Origin of the sequence: Streptomyces sp. NPDC056600, assembly GCF_042792855.1 — a bacterium.
Taxonomy (GTDB): domain Bacteria; phylum Actinomycetota; class Actinomycetes; order Streptomycetales; family Streptomycetaceae; genus Streptomyces.
The window spans coordinates 1-19473 of sequence record NZ_JBHTVQ010000038.1; the positions used below are offsets into that span (position 1 = coordinate 1).

Here is a 19473-nt window from a genome sequence, read left to right on the forward strand (position 1 = left end):
GGTTCCGGAGTGTTCCGGAACCGGCCGCGGCTGAGTCACGCGCGTGCGCAGCGCGCGCCGGGCGCGCCGGGGTCAGCGAGCCGACACCGCCCGCAGGCGGACGTCGGCGCGGCGCTCGGCGGAGGCGTCGGCGTCCGACTTCGCGCGCTCCAGCGCCCGCTCCGCGCGCTGGACGTCGATCTCGTCCGACAGCTCGGCGATCTCGGCCAGCAGCGACAGCTTGTTGTCCGCGAAGGAGATGAAACCGCCGTGGACCGCTGCCACGACCGTCTCACCGCCGACCGTACGGATGGTCACGGGGCCCGACTCCAGCACACCGAGCAGCGGCTGGTGACCGGGCATGACGCCGATGTCGCCGGAGGTGGTGCGCGCCACGACCAGGGTGGCCTCGCCGGACCAGACCTGGCGGTCGGCAGCGACCAGCTCGACGTGCAGCTCAGCAGCCAAGGGTGGCTCCTCGGGTCACCACCCGGCGGTATGCCGGGTGTTGGGTCAAAGTCTAGACCCGTCCGAAGACGGGGGTCCCGGGAACGTCGTCCCGGAGGGGAAGCGGGGAGGAGGCGGAGGGCCCGCCCGAAGACGGGCCCTCCTCACCTCAACCGGCTCTCAGAACCCGGGGGTTCAGGAGACGCCCAGCTCCTTGGCGTTGGCCTTGAGGTCCTCGAGGCCACCGCACATGAAGAACGCCTGCTCCGGGAAGTGGTCGAACTCACCGTCACAGATCGCGTTGAACGCCGTGATCGACTCGTCCAGCGGCACGTCCGAACCGTCCACGCCGGTGAACTGCTTGGCGACGTGGGTGTTCTGGGACAGGAAGCGCTCCACGCGACGGGCACGGTGGACGACGAGCTTGTCCTCCTCGCCGAGCTCGTCGATACCGAGGATCGCGATGATGTCCTGGAGGTCCTTGTACTTCTGCAGGATCCCCTTGACGCGCATGGCCGTGTTGTAGTGGTCCGCCGCGATGTAGCGGGGGTCCAGAATCCGGGACGTGGAGTCCAGCGGGTCCACGGCCGGGTAGATGCCCTTCTCGGAGATCGGACGGGAGAGAACCGTCGTCGCGTCGAGGTGGGCGAAGGTGGTGGCCGGGGCCGGGTCGGTCAGGTCGTCCGCGGGGACGTAGATCGCCTGCATCGAGGTGATCGAGTGACCACGGGTCGAGGTGATGCGCTCCTGGAGGAGACCCATCTCGTCGGCCAGGTTCGGCTGGTAGCCCACCGCGGAGGGCATACGGCCGAGCAGGGTCGACACCTCGGAACCGGCCTGGGTGAAGCGGAAGATGTTGTCGATGAAGAACAGCACGTCCTGCTTCTGCACATCGCGGAAGTACTCCGCCATGGTCAGACCGGCCAGGGCCACGCGCAGACGGGTGCCCGGCGGCTCGTCCATCTGACCGAAGACCAGCGCGGTCTTGTCGATGACGCCGGAGTCCGACATCTCCTCGATCAGGTCGTTGCCCTCACGGGTGCGCTCGCCGACACCGGCGAACACGGAGACACCGTCGTGGTTGTTGGCGACGCGGTAGATCATCTCCTGGATGAGCACCGTCTTGCCGACGCCGGCACCACCGAACAGACCGATCTTGCCGCCCTTGACGTACGGGGTCAGCAGGTCGATGACCTTGACGCCGGTCTCGAACATCTCGGTCTTCGACTCGAGCTCGTCGAAGTTCGGCGCCTGGCGGTGGATGGACCAGCGCTCACCGGCGTAGGACTCGTCGGAGTTCAGCACCTCACCGAGGGTGTTGAACACCTTGCCCTTGGTGAAGTCGCCGACCGGGACGGTGATGCCCGTGCCCGTGTCGGTCACCGGGGCCTGGCGGACCAGACCATCGGTGGGCTGCATGGAGATGGCGCGGACCAGGCCGTCGCCCAGGTGCTGGGCGACCTCGAGGGTCAGCGTCTTCTTCGCGCCGGCGTTGGCCGGGTCGGCCACCTCGACGTGAAGGGCGTTGTAGATCTCCGGCATCGCGTCGACGGGGAACTCCACGTCGACGACCGGGCCGATGACCCGCGCGACGCGGCCGGAGGCCACGCCCGCGCCAGCGGTCGGCTCAACAGTGGTGGTCATTAGTTGTCACTCCCCGCGGTCGCGTCGGCCAGGGCGCCTGCGCCACCGACGATCTCGCTGATTTCCTGGGTGATTTCGGCCTGGCGGGCCGCGTTGGCAAGCCGGGAGAGCGTCTCGATGAGCTCTCCGGCGTTGTCGGTGGCCGACTTCATCGCACGCCGGGTGGCGGCGTGCTTCGAAGCGGCCGACTGCAGCAGCGCGTTGTAGATACGGCTCTCGACGTACCGCGGCAGCAGGGCGTCGAGGACATCCTCCGCGGACGGCTCGAAGTCGTACAGCGGAAGGATCTCGCCCTTGGCGGGGAGTTCCTCCGCGACCTCTTCGAGCTTGAGCGGAAGCAGCTGAGCCTGGATGGCGGTCTGCGTCATCATCGACACGAACTCGGTGTAGACGATGTGGAGCTCGTCCACACCACCCTCGGCCGTCTCCGTCTCGATCGCCTCGATCAGCGGCGCCGCGACCAGCTTGGCGTCCGCGTACGTCGGCTCGTCGGTGAAGCCCGTCCACTGTCCCGAGACCTTGCGCTCCCGGAAGTTGTAGTGGGCCAGACCACGCCGGCCGACGATGTACGTGTCGACCTGCTTGCCCGCGGCCTCGAGCTTCTCGGTGAGCTGCTCCGCCGCCTTGATGGCGTTGGAGTTGAACGCGCCGGCCAGGCCGCGGTCGCTCGAGAGGAGCAGGACCGCGGCACGGGTCGGGTTGTCCGCCTCCGTGGTCAGCGGGTGGCGCGTGTTCGAGCCGGTGCCCACCGCCGTGACCGCGCGGGTGAGCTCGGTCGCGTACGGCGTGGAGGCCGCCACCTTGCGCTGCGCCTTGACGACACGCGAGGCGGCGATCATCTCCATCGCCTTGGTGATCTTCTTGGTCGCGGTGACGGATCGGATGCGACGCTTGTAGACCCGGAGCTGAGCTCCCATGAGTCAGGTCCCTTCCTTACGTCACTTGGAGACGGAAACCGGAGCGTCCTCGCCGAGCAGCTTGCCGTCCGACGTCGTGAACGTCTTCTTGAACGCGGCGATGGCGTCGGCGACGGCCGTCAGGGTGTCGTCCGACATCTTGCCGCCCTCGCGGATCGACAGCAGCAGGCCCGACTCGTTCTGACGCAGGTACGCCAGCAGCTCCGACTCGAAGCGGCGGATGTCCACGACCGGGACCTCGTCCATCTTGCCGGTGGTGCCGGCCCAGACGGAGACGACCTGCTCCTCGGTGGCCATCGGCTGGTACTGAGCCTGCTTGAGCAGCTCGACCATGCGCTGACCGCGCTCCAGCTGCGCCTTCGACGCGGCGTCCAGGTCGGAACCGAAGGCGGCGAACGCCTCGAGCTCACGGAACTGGGCCAGGTCGACACGCAGACGGCCGGAGACCTGCTTCATCGCCTTGTGCTGCGCGGAACCACCGACTCGGGAGACGGAGATACCGACGTTCAGCGCGGGGCGCTGACCGGCGTTGAACAGGTCCGACTCCAGGAAGCACTGGCCGTCGGTGATGGAGATGACGTTGGTCGGGATGAACGCCGAGACGTCGTTGGCCTTGGTCTCGACGATCGGCAGACCGGTCATCGAACCGGCGCCCATGTCGTCGGAGAGCTTGGCGCAGCGCTCCAGCAGACGCGAGTGCAGGTAGAAGACGTCACCCGGGTAGGCCTCGCGGCCCGGCGGACGACGCAGCAGCAGCGACACGGCGCGGTAGGCGTCGGCCTGCTTCGACAGGTCGTCGAAGATGATCAGGACGTGCTTGCCCTGGTACATCCAGTGCTGGCCGATGGCCGAACCGGTGTACGGCGCCAGGTACTTGAAGCCGGCCGGGTCGGACGCCGGGGCGGCGACGATGGTCGTGTACTCCAGAGCGCCGTTCTCCTCCAGCGCGCGGCGGACCGACGCGATGGTGGAGCCCTTCTGGCCGATGGCGACGTAGATGCAGCGGACCTGCTTCGACGGGTCGCCCGTCTTCCAGTTGGCCTTCTGGTTGATGATCGTGTCGACGGCCAGGGCGGTCTTGCCGGTCTGGCGGTCACCGATGACCAGCTGACGCTGGCCACGGCCGACGGGGGTCATCGCGTCGACGGCCTTGTAGCCGGTCTCCATCGGCTCGTGCACCGACTTGCGCTGCATGACCGTGGGAGCCTGCAGCTCGAGGGCGCGGCGGCCCTCGGTCGCGATCTCGCCGAGGCCGTCGATGGGGTTGCCGAGGGGGTCGACCACGCGGCCGAGGTAACCCTCGCCCACGGCGACCGACAGGACCTCTCCGGTGCGGTGCACCGGCTGGCCCTCCTCGATGCCGCTGAACTCGCCGAGGACGATGGCACCGATCTCGCGCTCCTCGAGGTTGAGGGCGAGGCCGAGGGTGCCGTCCTCGAACTTCAGCAGTTCGTTGGCCATGGCCGAGGGAAGACCCTCGACCTTCGCGATGCCGTCGCCGGCAAGGGTGACCGTACCGACCTCCTCGCGCGAGGCCGCGTCCGGCTTGTACGACTGGACAAAGTTCTCCAGCGCGTCCCGGATCTCCTCCGGCCGGATCGTGAGCTCCGCCATCTGGGTTCCCTGCTCTCCTTGTTGGGCCCGAAGTTTCTTGGGGGAATCTGGGGGGCTCCCCCAGAAACTTTGCATCCTCTGCACGGCCCAACCAGGGCCGTAAATACGTACTGCTTGCTGTGTTCGGCTCGCTGTCGCGACCCGGTCAGCCCGCGAGGCGCCGGTTGGCGTCCTCGATGCGGTCCACGACCGAGCCGTTGATGACCTCGTCGCCGACCTGCACCCGGATCCCGCCGAGGACCGCGGGGTCCACGTCGAGGTTGAGGTGCATGGCGCGGCCGTAGAGCTTGACCAGCGCGGCGCTGAGGCGCTGCTTCTGAATCTCGCTCAGCGGCACCGCGGAGGTGACCACGGCGACCATCCGGTTGCGGCGGCCGGCGGCGAGCTTGGCGAGGGACTCGAGTCCCGCCTCCAGGCTACGTCCACGCGGCGCGGTCACCAGACGGATCACCAGACGCTCGGTGACGGCGTTCGCCCGGCCGCCGAGCAGCCTGCTCAGCAGACCGCTCTTGGCCTCGGCGCTCGCCGACCGGTCGGTCAGCGCGGCGCGCAGGCCGGCGTTCGAGGCGACGATCCGGCCGAACCGGAACAGCTCGTCCTCGACGTCGTCCAGGGCGCCGGCCTTCTGGGCCGCCGTGAGGTCGGCGAGGTTCGCCAGCTCCTCCACCGCGTCCACCAAGTGGCGCGGGGCGGACCAGCGGGACCGGACCATGCCCGACACCAGGTCGGTGGCCGGACCGCCGATCTGGGTGCCCAGCAGGCGCTGGACCAGGTCGGCCTTGGCCTCTCCGGACTGCGCCGGGTCGGTGAGGACCCGACGCAGCGACACCTCGCGGTCGAGCAGCGTGGTGACGGCGGCCAGCTCGTCGGCGAGCCGCGCCGCGTCGACGGACGTGGAGTCCGTCAGCGCGTCGAGTCGCTCACGGGCGGCGACCAGGGCCTCGCGGCTCGCTCCGTTCATCGCGCGGCCTCGGCCTTCTCCTCGAGCTCGCCGAGGAAACGGTCGATGACACGGCTCTGACGGGCGTGGTCCTCGAGGGACTCACCCACGAGCTTGCCGGCCAGGTCGGTGGCGAGCTTGCCGACGTCCTGGCGCAGCGCGGTCGCGGCGGCCTTGCGGTCGGCCTCGATCTGCGCGTGACCGGCGGCGATGATCTCCTCGCGCTGGCGCTGGCCCTCCGCACGCATCTCGGCGATGAGCGCGGCACCCTGCTCCTGCGCCTCCGAGCGCAGGCGCGCGGCCTCGTGGCGGGCCTCGGCGAGCTGAGCCTTGTACTGCTCGAGCACGCTGTTGGCCTCGGTCTGAGCGGCCTCGGCCTTCTCGATACCGCCCTCGATGGCCTCGCGGCGCTCTTCCAGAACCTTGTTGATGTTCGGGAGGAGCTTCCAGGCGAAGACGGCGAAGACGATGACGAAGGCGATCAGGCCGATGACAAGCTCGGGGACCGGCGGCACGAGGGGGTTCTGGACCTCCTCGGACGCGATCGTGAGCAGCTGGCTCATGTCAATGCCTTTCGTCTAGTCGGCTGGTGGGGATCGTTAGATCACTGGCCGTAGACGAACGGCATGACCAGACCGATGAGGGCGAGCGCCTCACAGAAGGCGAAGCCGAGGATCTGGTTGGCACGGATCAGGCCGGCGGCCTCGGGCTGGCGGGCCAGCGCCTGGGTGCCGTTACCGAAGATGATGCCGACGCCGACGCCGGGGCCGATGGCGGCGAGGCCGTAGCCGATGGAGGCGACAGAACCGGTAACTGCGGCAAGAGTGGACATGCCAGTTCTTCCTTTTCTCAACGGACCGGTGGGGGTTGGCCACCGGACGACTGGGGGTCGGGTCCTACGGGCGTTCGACTCAGTGGTGCTCTGCGAGCGCGCCCTGGATGAAGGTGCAGGTCAGCAGCACGAAGACGTACGCCTGCAGGGCCTGGATGAACAGCTCGAAGACCGTCATCACGATGACCATGATGAAGCTGACGCCGGCGTAGGCGATGCCGATGCCGTTCAGCAGGTACCAGCTGGCGATCGTGAAGAGCACCAGAAGCGTGTGGCCCGCGAACATGTTCGCGAACAGTCGCACCGCGTGGGTGAAGGGGCGGACCAGCAGGTTCGAGAAGAACTCGATCAGCATGGCCAGCGGCAGAACCGGGCCGAGGTCCTTGTTGTAACCGGTGATGTTCTTCCAGCCGCCGACGAAGCCGTGGCGCTTGAAGGTCAGGCTCACCCACAGGACGTAGACGATGAGCGCCAGGACGGCCGGGTAGGCGATGATCGCCGTCACCGGGAACTGGGCGAGCGGGATGACCGACCAGAGGTTCATCATCCAGATGAAGAAGAACATCGAGACGACCAGGGGGACGTACTTCTCGCCCTCCTTGCGCCCGAGGGTCTCGTAGACCACACCGCGGCGGATGAAGTCGTAGCCGAACTCGGCCACCATCTGCAGCTTGCCGGGAACCATCTTCGGCTTGCGGAAGGCGGCCCAGAAGAAGCCGATCACGATGACCGAACCCAGGAGGGCGAGGAGCATCGACTTGTTGAAGTACAGGTTGCTGTCCGCGTCGCCCCACAGGGGCTCGAACAGGAACGAGTGCAGGCCCGGAGCCGGGAAGCCACAGCCATCGAAGATGTGGCAGTCGGTCTCGAAGGCGAGCACCTGCGTCGGGTCAGCACTCACCGCGGGCTCCTTCAGCGTGGCGCATAGGTACGGCAACCTCGTTGTGTCGGCGCGGCACGAGGCCGCTGTTCGGCACGGGACTGGTCTTACGGATGTGGGGGCGGCCGGGGGGCATCAAGCCTCGCGTTCGAGCAGGCGTCAGCTCGCATGCCCGCGCCCGCGATGCCGCAGTCGGCAACGGACGATAGCAGGAACGCTCAGCTGAGATTTCCGCGCCCCCACCCCTCACGACGAGCGCCCCGTCTTCTGCGACTTCTCGTTCTCGGTCGACTCGGGTTCGACGTACAGGATCTTGGCCTTCATGTGCGCCCGTGCCTGCGCGGCGACCCAGGTGATGGTGCCGACGACCAGCGAGATCGCGAAGGTCTTGGGGTGGAACAGCGACGTGTCCTTGAACACGGCCACGAAGAAGAACAGCAACAGGATCTGTGCCGTGTAGAGCATCAGCCCCATGGCCTGGAACAGGTGCGGAAGCGACCTCGCGACGCGCTGCAGTACGTAGAGCCCGATCCCCATGAAGAGGATGACCACCAGCGTCCCGACGACGGCGCCGAGAGCACCCTTGCCGCCGGCGACCACGCCGCTGATGACGGCGGTGATCGCGCCGGCGGCGGCCGTGGGCACGGCGGTGTGGGTGAGCATCCGAACGTCGTTGGACGGCATGGCGGCAACTCCGCTTGCTGAGGGGGGCAGGGTGTCGTCATGGACGAGCGTAGACCCGGGGTGCGAGAGAGAACCTGGGGCCGGGAGACCGTCGCACCGGGCGGCCGAGGGGCCGCCGTACGCGCTGGTCCGGCTCCGGTCCGGGCTACTCGTGAACGCTATCACAAACTATTTGATGAGGTCTTTACCTACTTCGTGTGCCTGCTGTCACACGAGGGGGCTAAGCGGCGCGTCAGTAACGATTCGCCGCACCTCTTGCCTGGTATAGGGGCGATTTGCCCACCCAAGCACTTCCCAAGAGCGTCCCTCGGGCGGGTCAAGCTCTAGGACGATTCTTACCTTGGGTCGCGGAGGTCAGGGGCGGCGGAAGCGGGTGCGGTGCCCCACCGCAGAGGCGCCGTTGGCCACGCGGGCCGCGCCGACCGCCACCGGCTCGCGGTCCCCGCCGTCCACGGGCTCGTCCGGTCCCTCGAGCTCCCCGGCGCCCACCTGCCCGCCGGGGTCGCGGCCGGCGTCGTGCGCGCCCGCGGGCCGCTGCTCGGACTCCTGGCCCGCCACGCGGTCCTCCTGGTCGCCGCCGGAGCCCGTGCCGGCCTCGTCGGTCCCGTCGGCAGGCCGGCCCCGCATGCGCCGGTAGCGCGGCGGCAGCAGCGCCTCCGCCCAGCGCGGGGCGCGCGGCGTGAAGCGCGGCATCAGCAGCAGCACCAGGCCCAGGGCACTCAGCAGGGCGACGCTCAGCACGATCCACATCGACGCCGCGGTCACCGAGTACGACAGCGCGCCGAAGGCGATCAGTCCGCACCAGAAGTACATGATCAGCACGGCCCGGCTGTGCGAGTGGCCGATCTCCAGCAGCCGGTGGTGCAGGTGACCGCGGTCCGCGGCGAACGGCGACTGGCCGCGCCAGGTACGGCGCACGATGGCCAGCACCAGGTCGGCGGCGGGGATCGCGATGATGGTCAGCGGCAGCAGCAGCGGGATGTAGACCGGCACGGTCGCGTGCACCGCGCTGCGCTCGCCGCCGGCGAACAGGCTCATCGCGTCCGGGTCGATCTGGCCCGTGATGGAGATGGCCCCGGCCGCCAGGACCAGGCCGATCAGCATCGATCCCGAGTCGCCCATGAAGATCCGCGCCGGGTGCATGTTGTGCGGCAGGAAGCCCACGCACATGCCGATCAGGATGGCGGCGAACAGGGTGGCCGGGGCGGCCGCCTCGATGCCGTAGCCGTACCAGATCCGGTAGCCGTACAGGAAGAACGCCAGCGAGGCGATGGCCACCATGCCGGACGACAGGCCGTCGAGGCCGTCGACGAAGTTCACCGCGTTGATGGTGATCACCACCAGCGCCACGGTCAGCAGCGTGCCCTGCCACGAGGTGAGCGCCACCATGCCGACACCCGGCACGGGCAGCCACAGGATGGTGAGGCCCTGCATGACCATCACACCGGCCGCGATCATCTGGGCGCCCAACTTGATCAGCGCGTCCAGCTCGAACTTGTCGTCCAGCACGCCGATGATCCAGATCAGCGCCGCGCCGGAGAGCAGCGCCCGCGGCTCGTTGGACCGCTCGAAGACCTGGCCGAGGTTGGTCAGCTGCGAGGCGACCAGCAGGCCCGCGCACATGCCGAAGAACATCGCGATGCCGCCCAGCCGCGGGGTCGGTTCACGGTGCACGTCACGCGCCCGCACCTCGGGCATGGCGCCTGCCACGATCGCGAACTTCCGCACCGGACCCGTCAGGAGGTACGTCACCGCGGCCGTGATGCAGAGCGTCAGCAGGTATTCACGCACGGGCTTCCCCACAGATCTCGCTGGCCAACTCCGACCCCACCCTAGCGAGGGACGGTCACAAGTGATGACTTCCGGGTGGCCGCGACGGTTTCACCCGTGGGGGTCGGGGTACGGCGGCGGGAAGGCCTCGGCCAGCTCGCGTGCCCCGGCGCGCGCCCCGTCGACGTCGCCGCGCAGAGCCCGCCCCACCAGGGACGCGATGGCCCGCGCCTCCTCCTCCCCCATCCCGAGAGTCGTCACGGCAGCCGTTCCCAGGCGGATACCCCGACTGTCGTGAGGCAGTGCGGATGTGTCGAGAACCATGCCGGCTGCGCCCAGCAGATCGCGGGCGGCGCGGCCGTCGAGGCCGCCGAGCGGGGCCGGGTCCGCGGTGATCAAGTGGGTGTCGGTGCCGCCGGTGGTGACGTGCAGCCCTTCCTCGGCGAGCTGCTCCGCCATGGCGCGGGCGTTGGCGACCGTGCGGTGCGCGTAGCGCGCGTACTCCGGGGTGGCCGCCTCTCCGAAGGCCACCGCCTTCGCGGCGACCACGTTCATCGGGGCCCCACCCTGCGTGAACGGGAAGACCGCGCGGTCGATCCGCTCGGCCAGCTCCTCGGTGCACAGCAGCATCCCGCCGCGCGGGCCGCGCAGCACCTTGTGCGTGGTCGCGCAGACGACGTCCGCGTACGGCACGGGGCTGGGCGCGGCGCCGCCCGCCACCAGGCCGATGGGGTGCGCGGCGTCGACGATCAGGTAGGCGCCGGCCTCGTCCGCGATCTCCCGGAACGCGGCGTGGTCGATGTGCCGGGGGTAGGCGATCGACCCGCAGACCACGGCCTTCGGCTTCGTCGTCCGGGCCAGCGCCCGCACCTGCTCGTAGTCCAGCAGGCCCGACTCGGCGTCGACGCCGTAGCCGGTGAAGCGGAACCAGCGGCCGGAGAAGTTGGCGGGGGACCCGTGGGTGAGGTGCCCGCCGTACGCGAGCCCGAGGGCGAGCACGGGGTCCCCGGGGCGCAGCAGGGCGGCGTACGCGGCCAGTACGGCGGCCGAGCCGGAGTGGGGCTGCACGTTCACGTGCGCGGTGCCGAAGAGGTCCCGGGCGCGCTCCACGGCCGTCCGCTCGGCGAGGTCCGCGAACTCGCAGCCGCCGTGGAAGCGGTTGCCGGGGTAGCCCTCGGCGTACTTGTCCGCGAGGGGTGAGGCGAGGGCCTCCATCACGGCGGGCGAGGTGTAGTTCTCGGCGGCGGTCAGCTGGAGTGTGGTGTGGCGGCGGTGCGACTCCGCTGCCAGGATCCCCGCGATCTCGGGGTCCCGCTCCCTCAGCGTCCGCCCCTGCCTCTCGGCGACGCTCCCCATACGGCCCACCTCCTCCGGACGCCCCCGTCCAGCCTAGGCCGCCACCCCCACCCCCGCGCGCGCTGTGCCTCCGCCCTGTCACGGGGCCGGGCGGCGATCATGCCGACGTGCCCCTCGCCTGCGGGCAATCGTGCCGCTGGGGCGTCCGACCCCCGCCCTGCGGGCAATCGTGCCGCTGGGGCGTCCGACCCCCGCCCTGCGGGCAATCGTGCCGCTGGGCGGCACGGGTGGGCGCAGGGGCCCACGTCCTCACGGGACGGCTCGCTCCACGCGACGTAAGCCCCCTGGGAAGGGGGCGGTGCGGGGGATCAAGCGGTGCTGTCCACCAGGCTCAGCTTGGGCCGCGCTGCGGCAAGGTCACGCGCGTACGGTGCCGTCGGCTTGCGCAAGGTGGGGGCGAGCCGCTCGCAGCGGAGGCTCGGGCCTGCGCCCGCCCGTGCCGCCCCCTGGCGGCCCAGCCGCCCGCAGGGCGGGCGGAGGGGCGGCGGGTCAGCGGCGGGAAGGACCGTCCGTGGGGCACCCGCGGTCAGGCAGACATGCAGCCGACGGGACGGCAAGGCGGGGGCACGGCAGGAGTCGGGCCGGCCGCGGACGTCAGCGGCGGATGCCGGTGAGGGCGGTGAGGACGGGGTCGAGGGCGCCGTGTATCTCCTCGCCCACGGAACGGAAGAACGGCAGAGGCGCCCCGTACGGGTCGTACACCTCGTCCGCCTCGGGCGTGGGGGCGAGCAACCAGCCCCGCAGCGCGGCCGCGGCCCGCACCAGCGCCCTGGCCCGCGCGCACACCCCGTCCTCGACCGGAGGCAACGTCGCCGGGTCGATCGCCCGCACCAGCCGCGTGAACTCCTTGAGCGTGAAGGTCCGCAGCCCCGCCGAGTGCCCCATGGAGATGACGTGGGCACGGTGGTCCCGCGTGGCCGTCAGCACCAGGTCGGCACGGATGACGTGCTCGTCCCGCAGTTCCCGCCCCGTGAAGCCGGACGCGTCCGCCCCGTACTCGTCGAGCACGGTGACCGCGTTCTCCTCCATGGGCGCGCCCTCGTGCCCCCACGTGCCGGCGGACTCGACCACCAGTCCGCCCCACCGGGGGTCGCCGAGCCGCTGCGCGAGGGCATGCCGGGTCAGCCGCTCGGTGATCGGCGAGCGGCACACGTTTCCGGTGCTGACGTGGAGGATCCGGAAGCCGGCCTCCCCGCCGTCTTCCTCTCGTATGCCAAGCCCCGCGTCAGGGGCGGGGGTCAATTCGCCACCTCGAGGTCGGGTACCACCTTGCGCAGTTCCTCGGCGGAGATGGCGCCCTCGCGCAGCAGCACCGGCACCGCGCCGGTGACGTCGACGATCGACGAGGGCACGTTGCCCGGCGTCGGACCGCCGTCGAGGTACACGGACACGGAGTCGCCGAGCATCTGCTGCGCGGCGTCGCAGTCCTCCGGGGAGGGGTGGCCGGTGAGGTTGGCGGAGGAGACCGCCATCGGGCCGACCTCGGTCAGCAGCTCGATCGCGACCGGGTGCAGCGGCATCCGCACCGCGACCGTGCCGCGGGTGTCGCCGAGGTCCCAGGCCAGCGAGGGCTGCTGGCGGGCGACCAGGGTGAGCGCGCCGGGCCAGAAGGCGTCGACCAGCTCCCAGGCCGTCTCGGAGAAGTCGGTGACCAGACCGTGCAGCGTGTTGGGCGAGCCGATGAGCACCGGCGAGGGCATGTTGCGCCCGCGGCCCTTGGCCTCCAGCAGGTCGCCGACCGCCTCCGCGGAGAAGGCGTCCGCGCCGATGCCGTACACGGTGTCCGTCGGCAGGACGACCAGTTCGCCACGGCGGACGGCGGACGCGGCCTCGCGCAGACCCGTCGTGCGGTCGGTCGCGTCGTTGGTGTCGTATCGCCGTGCCATGTCAGCTGGCCTCCTCGTGCGGGTCGTGCAGGGGGAAGTGTTCGGAAGAAGGGGAGGGTAGGGAAGCGGTCGAACCGCAGCCCGCGGAGCGGGAGGAACCGGAGGAACCGCCCGGCCGCGCGCTCACGGCGTCGCCTTGCGCGCCGTGGCGAACCGCGGCCGGTTGTTGAGGTCGGGGTGGTCGGCCGCGTCGGCCCAGCCCCGCTCCTCGGCGAAGATCCAGGGGACCAGGCCGCCCTGGGTGTCGGCGTGCTCGACCACGACGACCCCGCCGGGCCGCAGCAGCCGGTGCGCGGTGCGCTCCAGGCCGCGGATCAGTTCGAGCCCGTCCTGGCCGGAGAACAGCGCCATGTCCGGGTCGTGGTCCCTGGCCTCGGGGGCGACGTACTCCCACTCGGTGAGCGGGATGTACGGCGGGTTGGTGATGACCAGGTCGACCTGGCCGTCCAGGTCCGGGAAGGCGGTCAGCGCGTCACCGTGCCGCAGGTCGACGCGGGAGCCTTCCGTGTTCTTGCGGGCCCATTCCAGGGCCTCCTCGGAGAGCTCCACCGCGTGCACCGAGGACCGGGGCACCTCCTGCGCCATGGCCAGCGCGATGGCGCCCGACCCGGTGCACAGGTCCACGATCCTCGGCTCGGCGACGTCCATCGCCCGCACGGCGTCTATGGCCCAGCCCACCACGGACTCGGTCTCCGGGCGGGGCACGAAGACGCCGGGCCCGACCTGGAGCTCTAGGTACCGGAAGAAGGCGCGGCCGGTGATGTGCTGGAGCGGTTCGCGGGCCTCCCGCCGGGCGATGACCTCCCAGTACCGGGCGTCGAAGTCGGAGTCCTTGACGGTGTGCAGCTGGCCCCGCTTCACGCCGTGCACGAACGCGGCGAGCTCCTCCGCGTCGTTGCGCGGCGAGGGCACGCCGGCGTCCGCCAGCCGCTGGGTGGCCTGGGCCACCTCGGCGAGCAGCACGCTGCGCGGGCTCTGGTTCTGCGGCACGCTGGTCCTCCGGTGTCCGGTGTCGTGCGGGACGTCTTCGCTCGGTGGGCGCCGGGCGTCAGGCTGCCGCGAGCTTGGCGGCCGAGTCCGCGTCGACGCAGGCCTGGATCACCGCGTCCAGGTCCCCGTCGAGCACCTGGTCGAGGTTGTAGGCCTTGAAGCCGACCCGGTGGTCGGAGATCCGGTTCTCCGGGAAGTTGTACGTGCGGATCTTCTCGGACCGGTCGACCGTGCGGACCTGGCTGCGGCGCGCGTCGGCGGCCTCCCGCTCCGCCTCCTCCTGGGCCGCGGCGAGCAGCCTGGAGCGCAGGATACGCAGTGCCTGCTCCTTGTTCTGCAGCTGGCTCTTCTCGTTCTGGCAGGAGGCGACGACGCCGGTGGGGATGTGCGTGATGCGCACCGCGGAGTCGGTGGTGTTCACGGACTGCCCGCCCGGGCCGGAGGACCGGTAGACGTCGATGCGCAGGTCGTTCGGGTTGATCTCGACGTCGACCTCCTCGGCCTCCGGCGTGACCAGTACGCCCGCGGCCGAGGTGTGGATGCGGCCCGCCGACTCGGTGGCCGGCACGCGCTGCACGCGGTGCACGCCGCCCTCGTACTTCAGGCGCGCCCAGACGCCCTGGCCGGGCTCGGTGGCGCCGTTGCCGCCCTTGGTCTTCACGGCGACCTGGACGTCCTTGTAGCCGCCCAGCTCGGACTCGGTGGCGTCGATGATCTCGGTCTTCCAGCCCACGCGCTCGGCGTACCGCAGGTACATGCGCAGCAGGTCGCCCGCGAACAGCGCGGACTCGTCGCCGCCGGCGCCGGCCTTGATCTCGAGGATGACGTCCTTGTCGTCGCTGGGGTCGCGCGGGACCAGCAGCAGGCGCAGCTTCTCGGTGAGCTCGTCGCGGAGCTTGTCCAGCACCTTGACCTCGGCCGCGAAGTCCGGGTCGTCGGCGGCCAGTTCCTTGGCCGCCTCGATGTCGTCCCCGGTGCGCTTCCAGGAGCGGTAGGTGGCGACGATCGGAGTCAGCTCGGCGTAGCGCTTGTTCAGCTTGCGCGCGTTGGCCTGGTCGGCGTGGACCGACGGATCGGCGAGCTTCTTCTCGAGATCGGCGTGCTCACCGACGAGTTCCTCGACGGCCTCGAACATGTGGGGCTCCTGGCTCCTGGAAGGCGGGCATGGCGGCGAAGGGGTGGCGACCAAAAACGCCGGTCCCGGCCGCCCTGCGTGGGGCGGCCGAGGACCGGCGCTGTGGCTCGCTACTTCTTCGAGCCGGCCGCGGCCTTGCCGAAGCGGGCCTCGAAGCGGGCCACGCGGCCACCGGTGTCGAGGATCTTCTGCTTGCCCGTGTAGAACGGGTGGCACTCGGAGCAGACCTCGGCACGGATGTTGCCGGAGGTGATGGTGCTGCGAGTCGTGAACGACGCGCCGCAGGTGCAGCTGACCTGCGTCTCGACGTACTCGGGGTGGATGTCGCGCTTCAAGGTGTCTCCTAGATTTCGGGAGGGCGCCGGGTCGCCGCCGCGGGATGCGGGGGCGTGAACCGGGGCCGACGTACCAGTTTGCCAGTACCGGCCGCATCCCCCAAAACCGGGGTGAGGGCTGTTCTATTCCCCCGCCGGCGCCCCATGGCTCCCGGCCGCCTCAGGAGTCCTCTTGGAGTCCTCGGACCGCATCGAGACGCCTCAGACCGGCCTCAGGCCGCCTCAGGAGGCGAGGTGGCGGGCCGCGCCGTGGCCGGGCGGGCCGACGACGGCGTCGGCGTGACCGGCGGCGGATCCCTTGACCTTGGCCGGGATGGCCTTGTCGTGCCGCAGCGCGGACCACACCAGGGCGGCCTCGTCCTTGTCGACGACGACGCGGTTGGGGTCGGCCGGGTCGTAGCCGACGGGCAGCGTGGTCATCGACAGGTGCGACGGCGAGATGTCCTTGAGCCCGCTCGCGAAGGAGGCGAGCGAGGTGACCGAGCCGATGCCGGAGTCGGTGGTGACGGACTTGGTGGCGGTGTTCGCGAGGTCGTACAGCCGCTTCGGGTGGGAGAGCACGCCGACCTCCTTGACCTGCTCGACGAGCGCCTTGACGAACGCCTGCTGGAGCTGGATGCGGCCCAGGTCGGAGCCGTCGCCGACGCCGTGGCGGGTGCGGACCAGGCCGAGGGCCTGCTCGCCGTTCAGGCGGTGGGTCCCGGCCGCGAGTCTGAGGTGGCTGTCCGGGTCGGAGATCTTCTTGTGGGTGGTGACCTCGACGCCGCCGAGGGCGTCGACCATCCGCTGGAAGCCGGTGAAGTCGACCTCGACGAAGTGGTCGACCCGGATGCCGCTCATCGACTCGACGGTCTTGACCGTGCAGGCCGCGCCGCCGGTGGCGTACGCCGAGTTGAACATGACGTCCTTGGCGGCGCTCTGCCGGTGCCCGGACCGGTCGGCGCAGGCGGGGCGGTCGACGAGGGTGTCGCGCGGTATGGAGACCACGCTGGCCGAGGTGCGGCCCTTGTGGACGTGGATGAGCATCGCGGTGTCGGCGCGGGCGACGCCGTCGTCGGAGCCGCCGCCGAGCTTCTTGTTGCCGCCGGAGCGGCTGTCGGAGCCGAGGACCAGGATGTCCTGGGAGCCGTTCGCGGTGTTCGCGGGGCGTGCGGAGCCGAGCATGTGGTCGATGTCGATGCTCTGGATGTTCCCGTTGAGCTGCGTGTACACGTAGCCGAGTCCCGCGCCGCCGAGCACGACGACGCCGGCCGCGCTCCAGACCGCGGCGCGCAGCGCCCGCTGCCTGGGCGTGCGGGGCCTGCGGCGGCGTCCCTTGCCGCCGCGCGTTTTCGCGCGCCGGGTACCGGGCGTGCCGGGGTCGTCGTCCTCCGGTATGCCGGGCGGGGGGGTGCTCTCGGGTGACATCTCTTTCCTCAGGGCCTCTCGGTTGGACGGTGTACCCGTGCGGGCCGAAGCCGAAAGGTTTGCACACGGGGTGTTCGCGCTCCGTGCCCGAGCGGCCACCGCCCCGCTCCCCCGCTCCGCGATCGCACGCCGCGTGACCTGCGATGATCCGCGCCGCCGTCCGACGGCCGCCCGTCCAATCCCTGTGGCAAAGCTCTCCCGCCGCGCCCCGCGCCCACACTCCGCACACGTTCCGGAAAAGGCGAAGGGCCGCCCCGCGCGATGCGCGGAGCGGCCCTTCGAGGCGCCTTCGCCGTCAGTCCCCGCTGGGGTTCGGCGTGTTCTTCTGGATCATCATCAGGAACTCGGCGTTGGACTTCGACTGCTTCATCTTGTCGAGGAGCAGCTCGATGGCCTGCTGCTGGTCCAGGGCGTGCAGCACGCGCCGCAGCTTCCAGGTGATCGCCAGCTCGTCGGCGCCCAGCAGGATCTCTTCCTTACGGGTGCCGGAGGCGTCGACGTCGACGGCCGGGAAGATGCGCTTGTCGGCGAGCTTCCGGTCGAGCTTGAGCTCCATGTTGCCGGTGCCCTTGAACTCCTCGAAGATCACCTCGTCCATGCGGGACCCGGTGTCCACCAGGGCGGTGGCGAGGATGGTCAGCGAACCGCCGTCCTCGATGTTGCGGGCCGCGCCGAAGAAGCGCTTCGGGGGGTACAGGGCGGTCGAGTCGACACCACCGGACAGGATGCGGCCGGAGGCCGGCGCCGCCAGGTTGTAGGCGCGGCCCAGTCGCGTGATGGAGTCCAGCAGCACGACCACGTCGTGACCGAGCTCGACCAGACGCTTGGCGCGCTCGATGGCGAGCTCGGCGACGGTCGTGTGGTCCTCGGCCGGGCGGTCGAAGGTCGAGGAGATGACCTCGCCCTTCACCGACCGCTGCATGTCGGTGACCTCTTCCGGACGCTCGTCGACCAGGACGACCATCAGGTGGCACTCGGGGTTGTTGCGGGTGATCGCGTTGGCGACCGCCTGCATGATCATGGTCTTACCGGTCTTCGGCGGGGCCACGATCAGACCGCGCTGGCCCTTGCCGATCGGCGACACGAGGTCGATGATCCGCGTGGTCAGCACGCCCGGGTCCGTCTCCAGGCGGAGGCGGTCCTGCGGGTACAGCGGCGTCAGCTTGTTGAACTCCGGGCGGCCGCGGCCGTGTTCGGGCGCCATGCCGTTCACGGAGTCGAGGCGGACCAGCGCGTTGAACTTCTCGCGCCGCTCGCCGTCCTTCGGCTGACGGACCGCGCCGGTGACGTGATCGCCCTTGCGCAGGCCGTTCTTGCGGACCTGGGCGAGCGAGACGTACACGTCGTTCGGGCCCGGCAGGTAGCCGGAGGTGCGGATGAACGCGTAGTTGTCGAGGATGTCGAGGATGCCCGCGACGGGGATCAGCACGTCGTCGTCGGCGACCTGCGGCTCGGCCACGTCGTCACGGCCCCGGCGGCCCCGGCGGTCGCGGTAGCGGCCGCGACGGCCACGGCGGCCGCCCTCGAAGTCGTCGTCGTCCTGCTGCTGGCGGTCGCGGTCACGGTTCTGGCCGCCGCCCTGCTGGTTCTGTCGGCCGCCCTGGCCGCCGCCCTGCTGGTCGTCGCCCTTGCGGCGCTCGCCGCGGTCACCGCCGCGCTCGCCACGGTCACCGCCGCGGTCCCCGCGGTCACGGTTGCGGTTGCGATCGCGGTCACGGGTGCGGCCCGAACGGCCTTCCGCGTCACCGGAGTCGCCACGCTCGCCCTGCGCCTGGCCGGCGGCGTCCTGCTGCTTGTTGTCGGTCTTCACGTCGTTCTTGTCACCGCGTGCGTCGCCCTTACCGCTGTCACTTCTGTCCTGGCCCTGGGTCTCGCCCTTGGCCTCGGCGGTGACGGTCTCGGGGCTGCCGGCCTCGGCGGTGGCACGACGGCGGCGGCGCTCGGCCGGCGGCTCGTCGCTCTTGGCGGCGGGGGCGGCCTGCTCGGCCTCGCCCTTCGCGGCCTGCTCGGCCTTGGGCGAGGGCTGGCCGGGGATCTGGGCCTTCTCGGCCGCCGTCTCCTCACCCGTACGGGTGCGCGACGTGGTACGCCGCTTCGGCTTGGCCTCGCTGTCGGTGCCGGGCGCGGCCGCCTTGGCGGGGGCGCCGCCGGAGGCCTGCGCCTCCTTGATGACCTCGATCAGCTGGCTCTTGCGCATCCGCGCCGTGCCCCTGATGCCGAGGCCCGAGGCGACCTGCTGCAGTTCGGCCAGCACCATGCCCTCGAGGCCGGTACCGCGACGCCGTCGCGAGCCGGCACCGCTGGCAGGCGTGGATGCGTCCGTGGCGGGCGCGGCAGCGGTCTCGTCGACACGTGCGCCCATCAGATCGGTGGTGTCGCTCACGAAGGGTCCTTCCCTGGAGCGGGCGTCGGCCTGTCTGGCTCGGCGACCGGTTGTGCTGTCCGGATCGGCCCCGATCTGATCTCTCTGATCGATCGGACGGTCCGGGGCGGTGGTCCGCCACATCGGACGGAGGAAACAACGGTGATTGGTGGCGCTCCCCGCGACGGCGACACCGTGTTTCTGCGTGTCACGTGGCTCGGTCGCACCGGTTCCGAAGCGTGCCCGGAGAGCTGCTCAGTATTCGCGTACGGGTTGCTGCCCGCGTACTACGTAC

Annotated in this window: 18 protein-coding genes; all 18 read right to left on the bottom strand. The window is 70.5% G+C overall.

The window, feature by feature from the left end; genetic code table 11:
• Window positions 1-72 precede the first annotated feature (72 nt).
• A complete protein-coding gene (locus ACFRAV_RS19295; protein WP_351111774.1) occupies window positions 73-447 on the bottom strand; it encodes a F0F1 ATP synthase subunit epsilon in 375 nt (124 codons plus the stop codon).
• A 174-nt stretch (window positions 448-621) separates the two neighbouring features.
• Window positions 622-2070, bottom strand: a complete 1449-nt coding sequence (atpD, locus tag ACFRAV_RS19300; RefSeq protein ID WP_382557129.1) for a F0F1 ATP synthase subunit beta — start codon at window positions 2068-2070, stop codon at window positions 622-624.
• The gene (locus ACFRAV_RS19305; protein WP_351111770.1) at window positions 2070-2987 is read right to left on the bottom strand and encodes a F0F1 ATP synthase subunit gamma; all 918 of its coding nucleotides are present in this window, start codon (window positions 2985-2987) and stop codon (window positions 2070-2072) included. The genes atpD and ACFRAV_RS19305 overlap by 1 nt, the downstream gene beginning before the upstream one ends.
• 21 nt (window positions 2988-3008) lie before the next feature.
• Entirely contained in the window at window positions 3009-4601 is a 1593-nt protein-coding gene (atpA, locus tag ACFRAV_RS19310) for a F0F1 ATP synthase subunit alpha (RefSeq protein WP_382557132.1), read from the bottom strand.
• Window positions 4602-4746: 145 nt separating this feature from the next.
• A complete protein-coding gene (locus ACFRAV_RS19315; protein WP_382557135.1) occupies window positions 4747-5562 on the bottom strand; it encodes a F0F1 ATP synthase subunit delta in 816 nt (271 codons plus the stop codon).
• The gene (locus ACFRAV_RS19320) at window positions 5559-6104 is read right to left on the bottom strand and encodes a F0F1 ATP synthase subunit B (protein ID WP_351111764.1); all 546 of its coding nucleotides are present in this window, start codon (window positions 6102-6104) and stop codon (window positions 5559-5561) included. The genes ACFRAV_RS19315 and ACFRAV_RS19320 overlap by 4 nt, the downstream gene beginning before the upstream one ends.
• A 41-nt stretch (window positions 6105-6145) precedes the next feature.
• Complete coding sequence (gene atpE, locus ACFRAV_RS19325; protein WP_108954361.1) at window positions 6146-6373, bottom strand: ATP synthase F0 subunit C; 228 nt, start codon at window positions 6371-6373, stop codon at window positions 6146-6148.
• Window positions 6374-6452: 79 nt separating this feature from the next.
• Window positions 6453-7274: a F0F1 ATP synthase subunit A gene (atpB, locus tag ACFRAV_RS19330; protein ID WP_351111762.1), complete on the bottom strand. Its 822-nt coding sequence runs from the start codon at window positions 7272-7274 to the stop codon at window positions 6453-6455.
• 225 nt (window positions 7275-7499) lie between these two features.
• Window positions 7500-7937, bottom strand: coding sequence for a hypothetical protein (locus tag ACFRAV_RS19335; RefSeq protein ID WP_351111760.1), 438 nt, complete (start codon window positions 7935-7937; stop codon window positions 7500-7502).
• 354 nt (window positions 7938-8291) lie between these two features.
• Complete coding sequence (locus ACFRAV_RS19340; protein WP_382557140.1) at window positions 8292-9728, bottom strand: MraY family glycosyltransferase; 1437 nt, start codon at window positions 9726-9728, stop codon at window positions 8292-8294.
• Window positions 9729-9818: 90 nt separating this feature from the next.
• Complete coding sequence (gene glyA, locus ACFRAV_RS19345) at window positions 9819-11063, bottom strand: serine hydroxymethyltransferase (protein WP_382557143.1); 1245 nt, start codon at window positions 11061-11063, stop codon at window positions 9819-9821.
• Window positions 11064-11657: 594 nt separating this feature from the next.
• Complete coding sequence (locus tag ACFRAV_RS19350; RefSeq protein WP_382557145.1) at window positions 11658-12305, bottom strand: protein-tyrosine-phosphatase; 648 nt, start codon at window positions 12303-12305, stop codon at window positions 11658-11660.
• Window positions 12302-12949 carry an L-threonylcarbamoyladenylate synthase gene (locus ACFRAV_RS19355; protein WP_382557148.1) on the bottom strand — a complete coding sequence of 216 codons (648 nt, stop codon included), beginning with the start codon at window positions 12947-12949 and terminating at the stop codon, window positions 12302-12304. Before ACFRAV_RS19355 ends, ACFRAV_RS19350 begins: the two co-directional genes overlap by 4 nt.
• 123 nt (window positions 12950-13072) lie before the next feature.
• Window positions 13073-13912 (bottom strand): peptide chain release factor N(5)-glutamine methyltransferase, encoded by an 840-nt coding sequence (prmC, locus tag ACFRAV_RS19360; RefSeq protein ID WP_382557285.1) that lies wholly within the window; start codon window positions 13910-13912, stop codon window positions 13073-13075.
• A gap of 85 nt (window positions 13913-13997) precedes the next feature.
• Entirely contained in the window at window positions 13998-15074 is a 1077-nt protein-coding gene (prfA, locus tag ACFRAV_RS19365; protein WP_382557151.1) for a peptide chain release factor 1, read from the bottom strand.
• Window positions 15075-15184: 110 nt separating this feature from the next.
• A complete protein-coding gene (gene rpmE, locus ACFRAV_RS19370; protein WP_108954369.1) occupies window positions 15185-15409 on the bottom strand; it encodes a 50S ribosomal protein L31 in 225 nt (74 codons plus the stop codon).
• Window positions 15410-15631: 222 nt separating this feature from the next.
• Window positions 15632-16816, bottom strand: a complete 1185-nt coding sequence (locus ACFRAV_RS19375) for an LCP family protein (RefSeq protein WP_382557154.1) — start codon at window positions 16814-16816, stop codon at window positions 15632-15634.
• Window positions 16817-17111: 295 nt separating this feature from the next.
• Window positions 17112-19199 (bottom strand): transcription termination factor Rho, encoded by a 2088-nt coding sequence (gene rho, locus ACFRAV_RS19380; protein ID WP_382557157.1) that lies wholly within the window; start codon window positions 19197-19199, stop codon window positions 17112-17114.
• Window positions 19200-19473 lie beyond the last annotated feature (274 nt).

Coding starts and splice junctions, on each gene's coding strand:
- atpD (WP_382557129.1), bottom strand. CDS start 2,070: ATGACCACCACTGTTGAGCCGACCGCTGGCGCGGGCGTGGCCTCCGGC.
- ACFRAV_RS19305 (WP_351111770.1), bottom strand. CDS start 2,987: ATGGGAGCTCAGCTCCGGGTCTACAAGCGTCGCATCCGATCCGTCACC.
- atpA (WP_382557132.1), bottom strand. CDS start 4,601: ATGGCGGAGCTCACGATCCGGCCGGAGGAGATCCGGGACGCGCTGGAG.
- ACFRAV_RS19315 (WP_382557135.1), bottom strand. CDS start 5,562: ATGAACGGAGCGAGCCGCGAGGCCCTGGTCGCCGCCCGTGAGCGACTC.
- ACFRAV_RS19320 (WP_351111764.1), bottom strand. CDS start 6,104: ATGAGCCAGCTGCTCACGATCGCGTCCGAGGAGGTCCAGAACCCCCTC.
- atpE (WP_108954361.1), bottom strand. CDS start 6,373: ATGTCCACTCTTGCCGCAGTTACCGGTTCTGTCGCCTCCATCGGCTAC.
- ACFRAV_RS19335 (WP_351111760.1), bottom strand. CDS start 7,937: ATGCCGTCCAACGACGTTCGGATGCTCACCCACACCGCCGTGCCCACG.
- glyA (WP_382557143.1), bottom strand. CDS start 11,063: ATGGGGAGCGTCGCCGAGAGGCAGGGGCGGACGCTGAGGGAGCGGGAC.
- ACFRAV_RS19355 (WP_382557148.1), bottom strand. CDS start 12,949: ATGGCACGGCGATACGACACCAACGACGCGACCGACCGCACGACGGGT.
- prfA (WP_382557151.1), bottom strand. CDS start 15,074: ATGTTCGAGGCCGTCGAGGAACTCGTCGGTGAGCACGCCGATCTCGAG.
- ACFRAV_RS19375 (WP_382557154.1), bottom strand. CDS start 16,816: ATGTCACCCGAGAGCACCCCCCCGCCCGGCATACCGGAGGACGACGAC.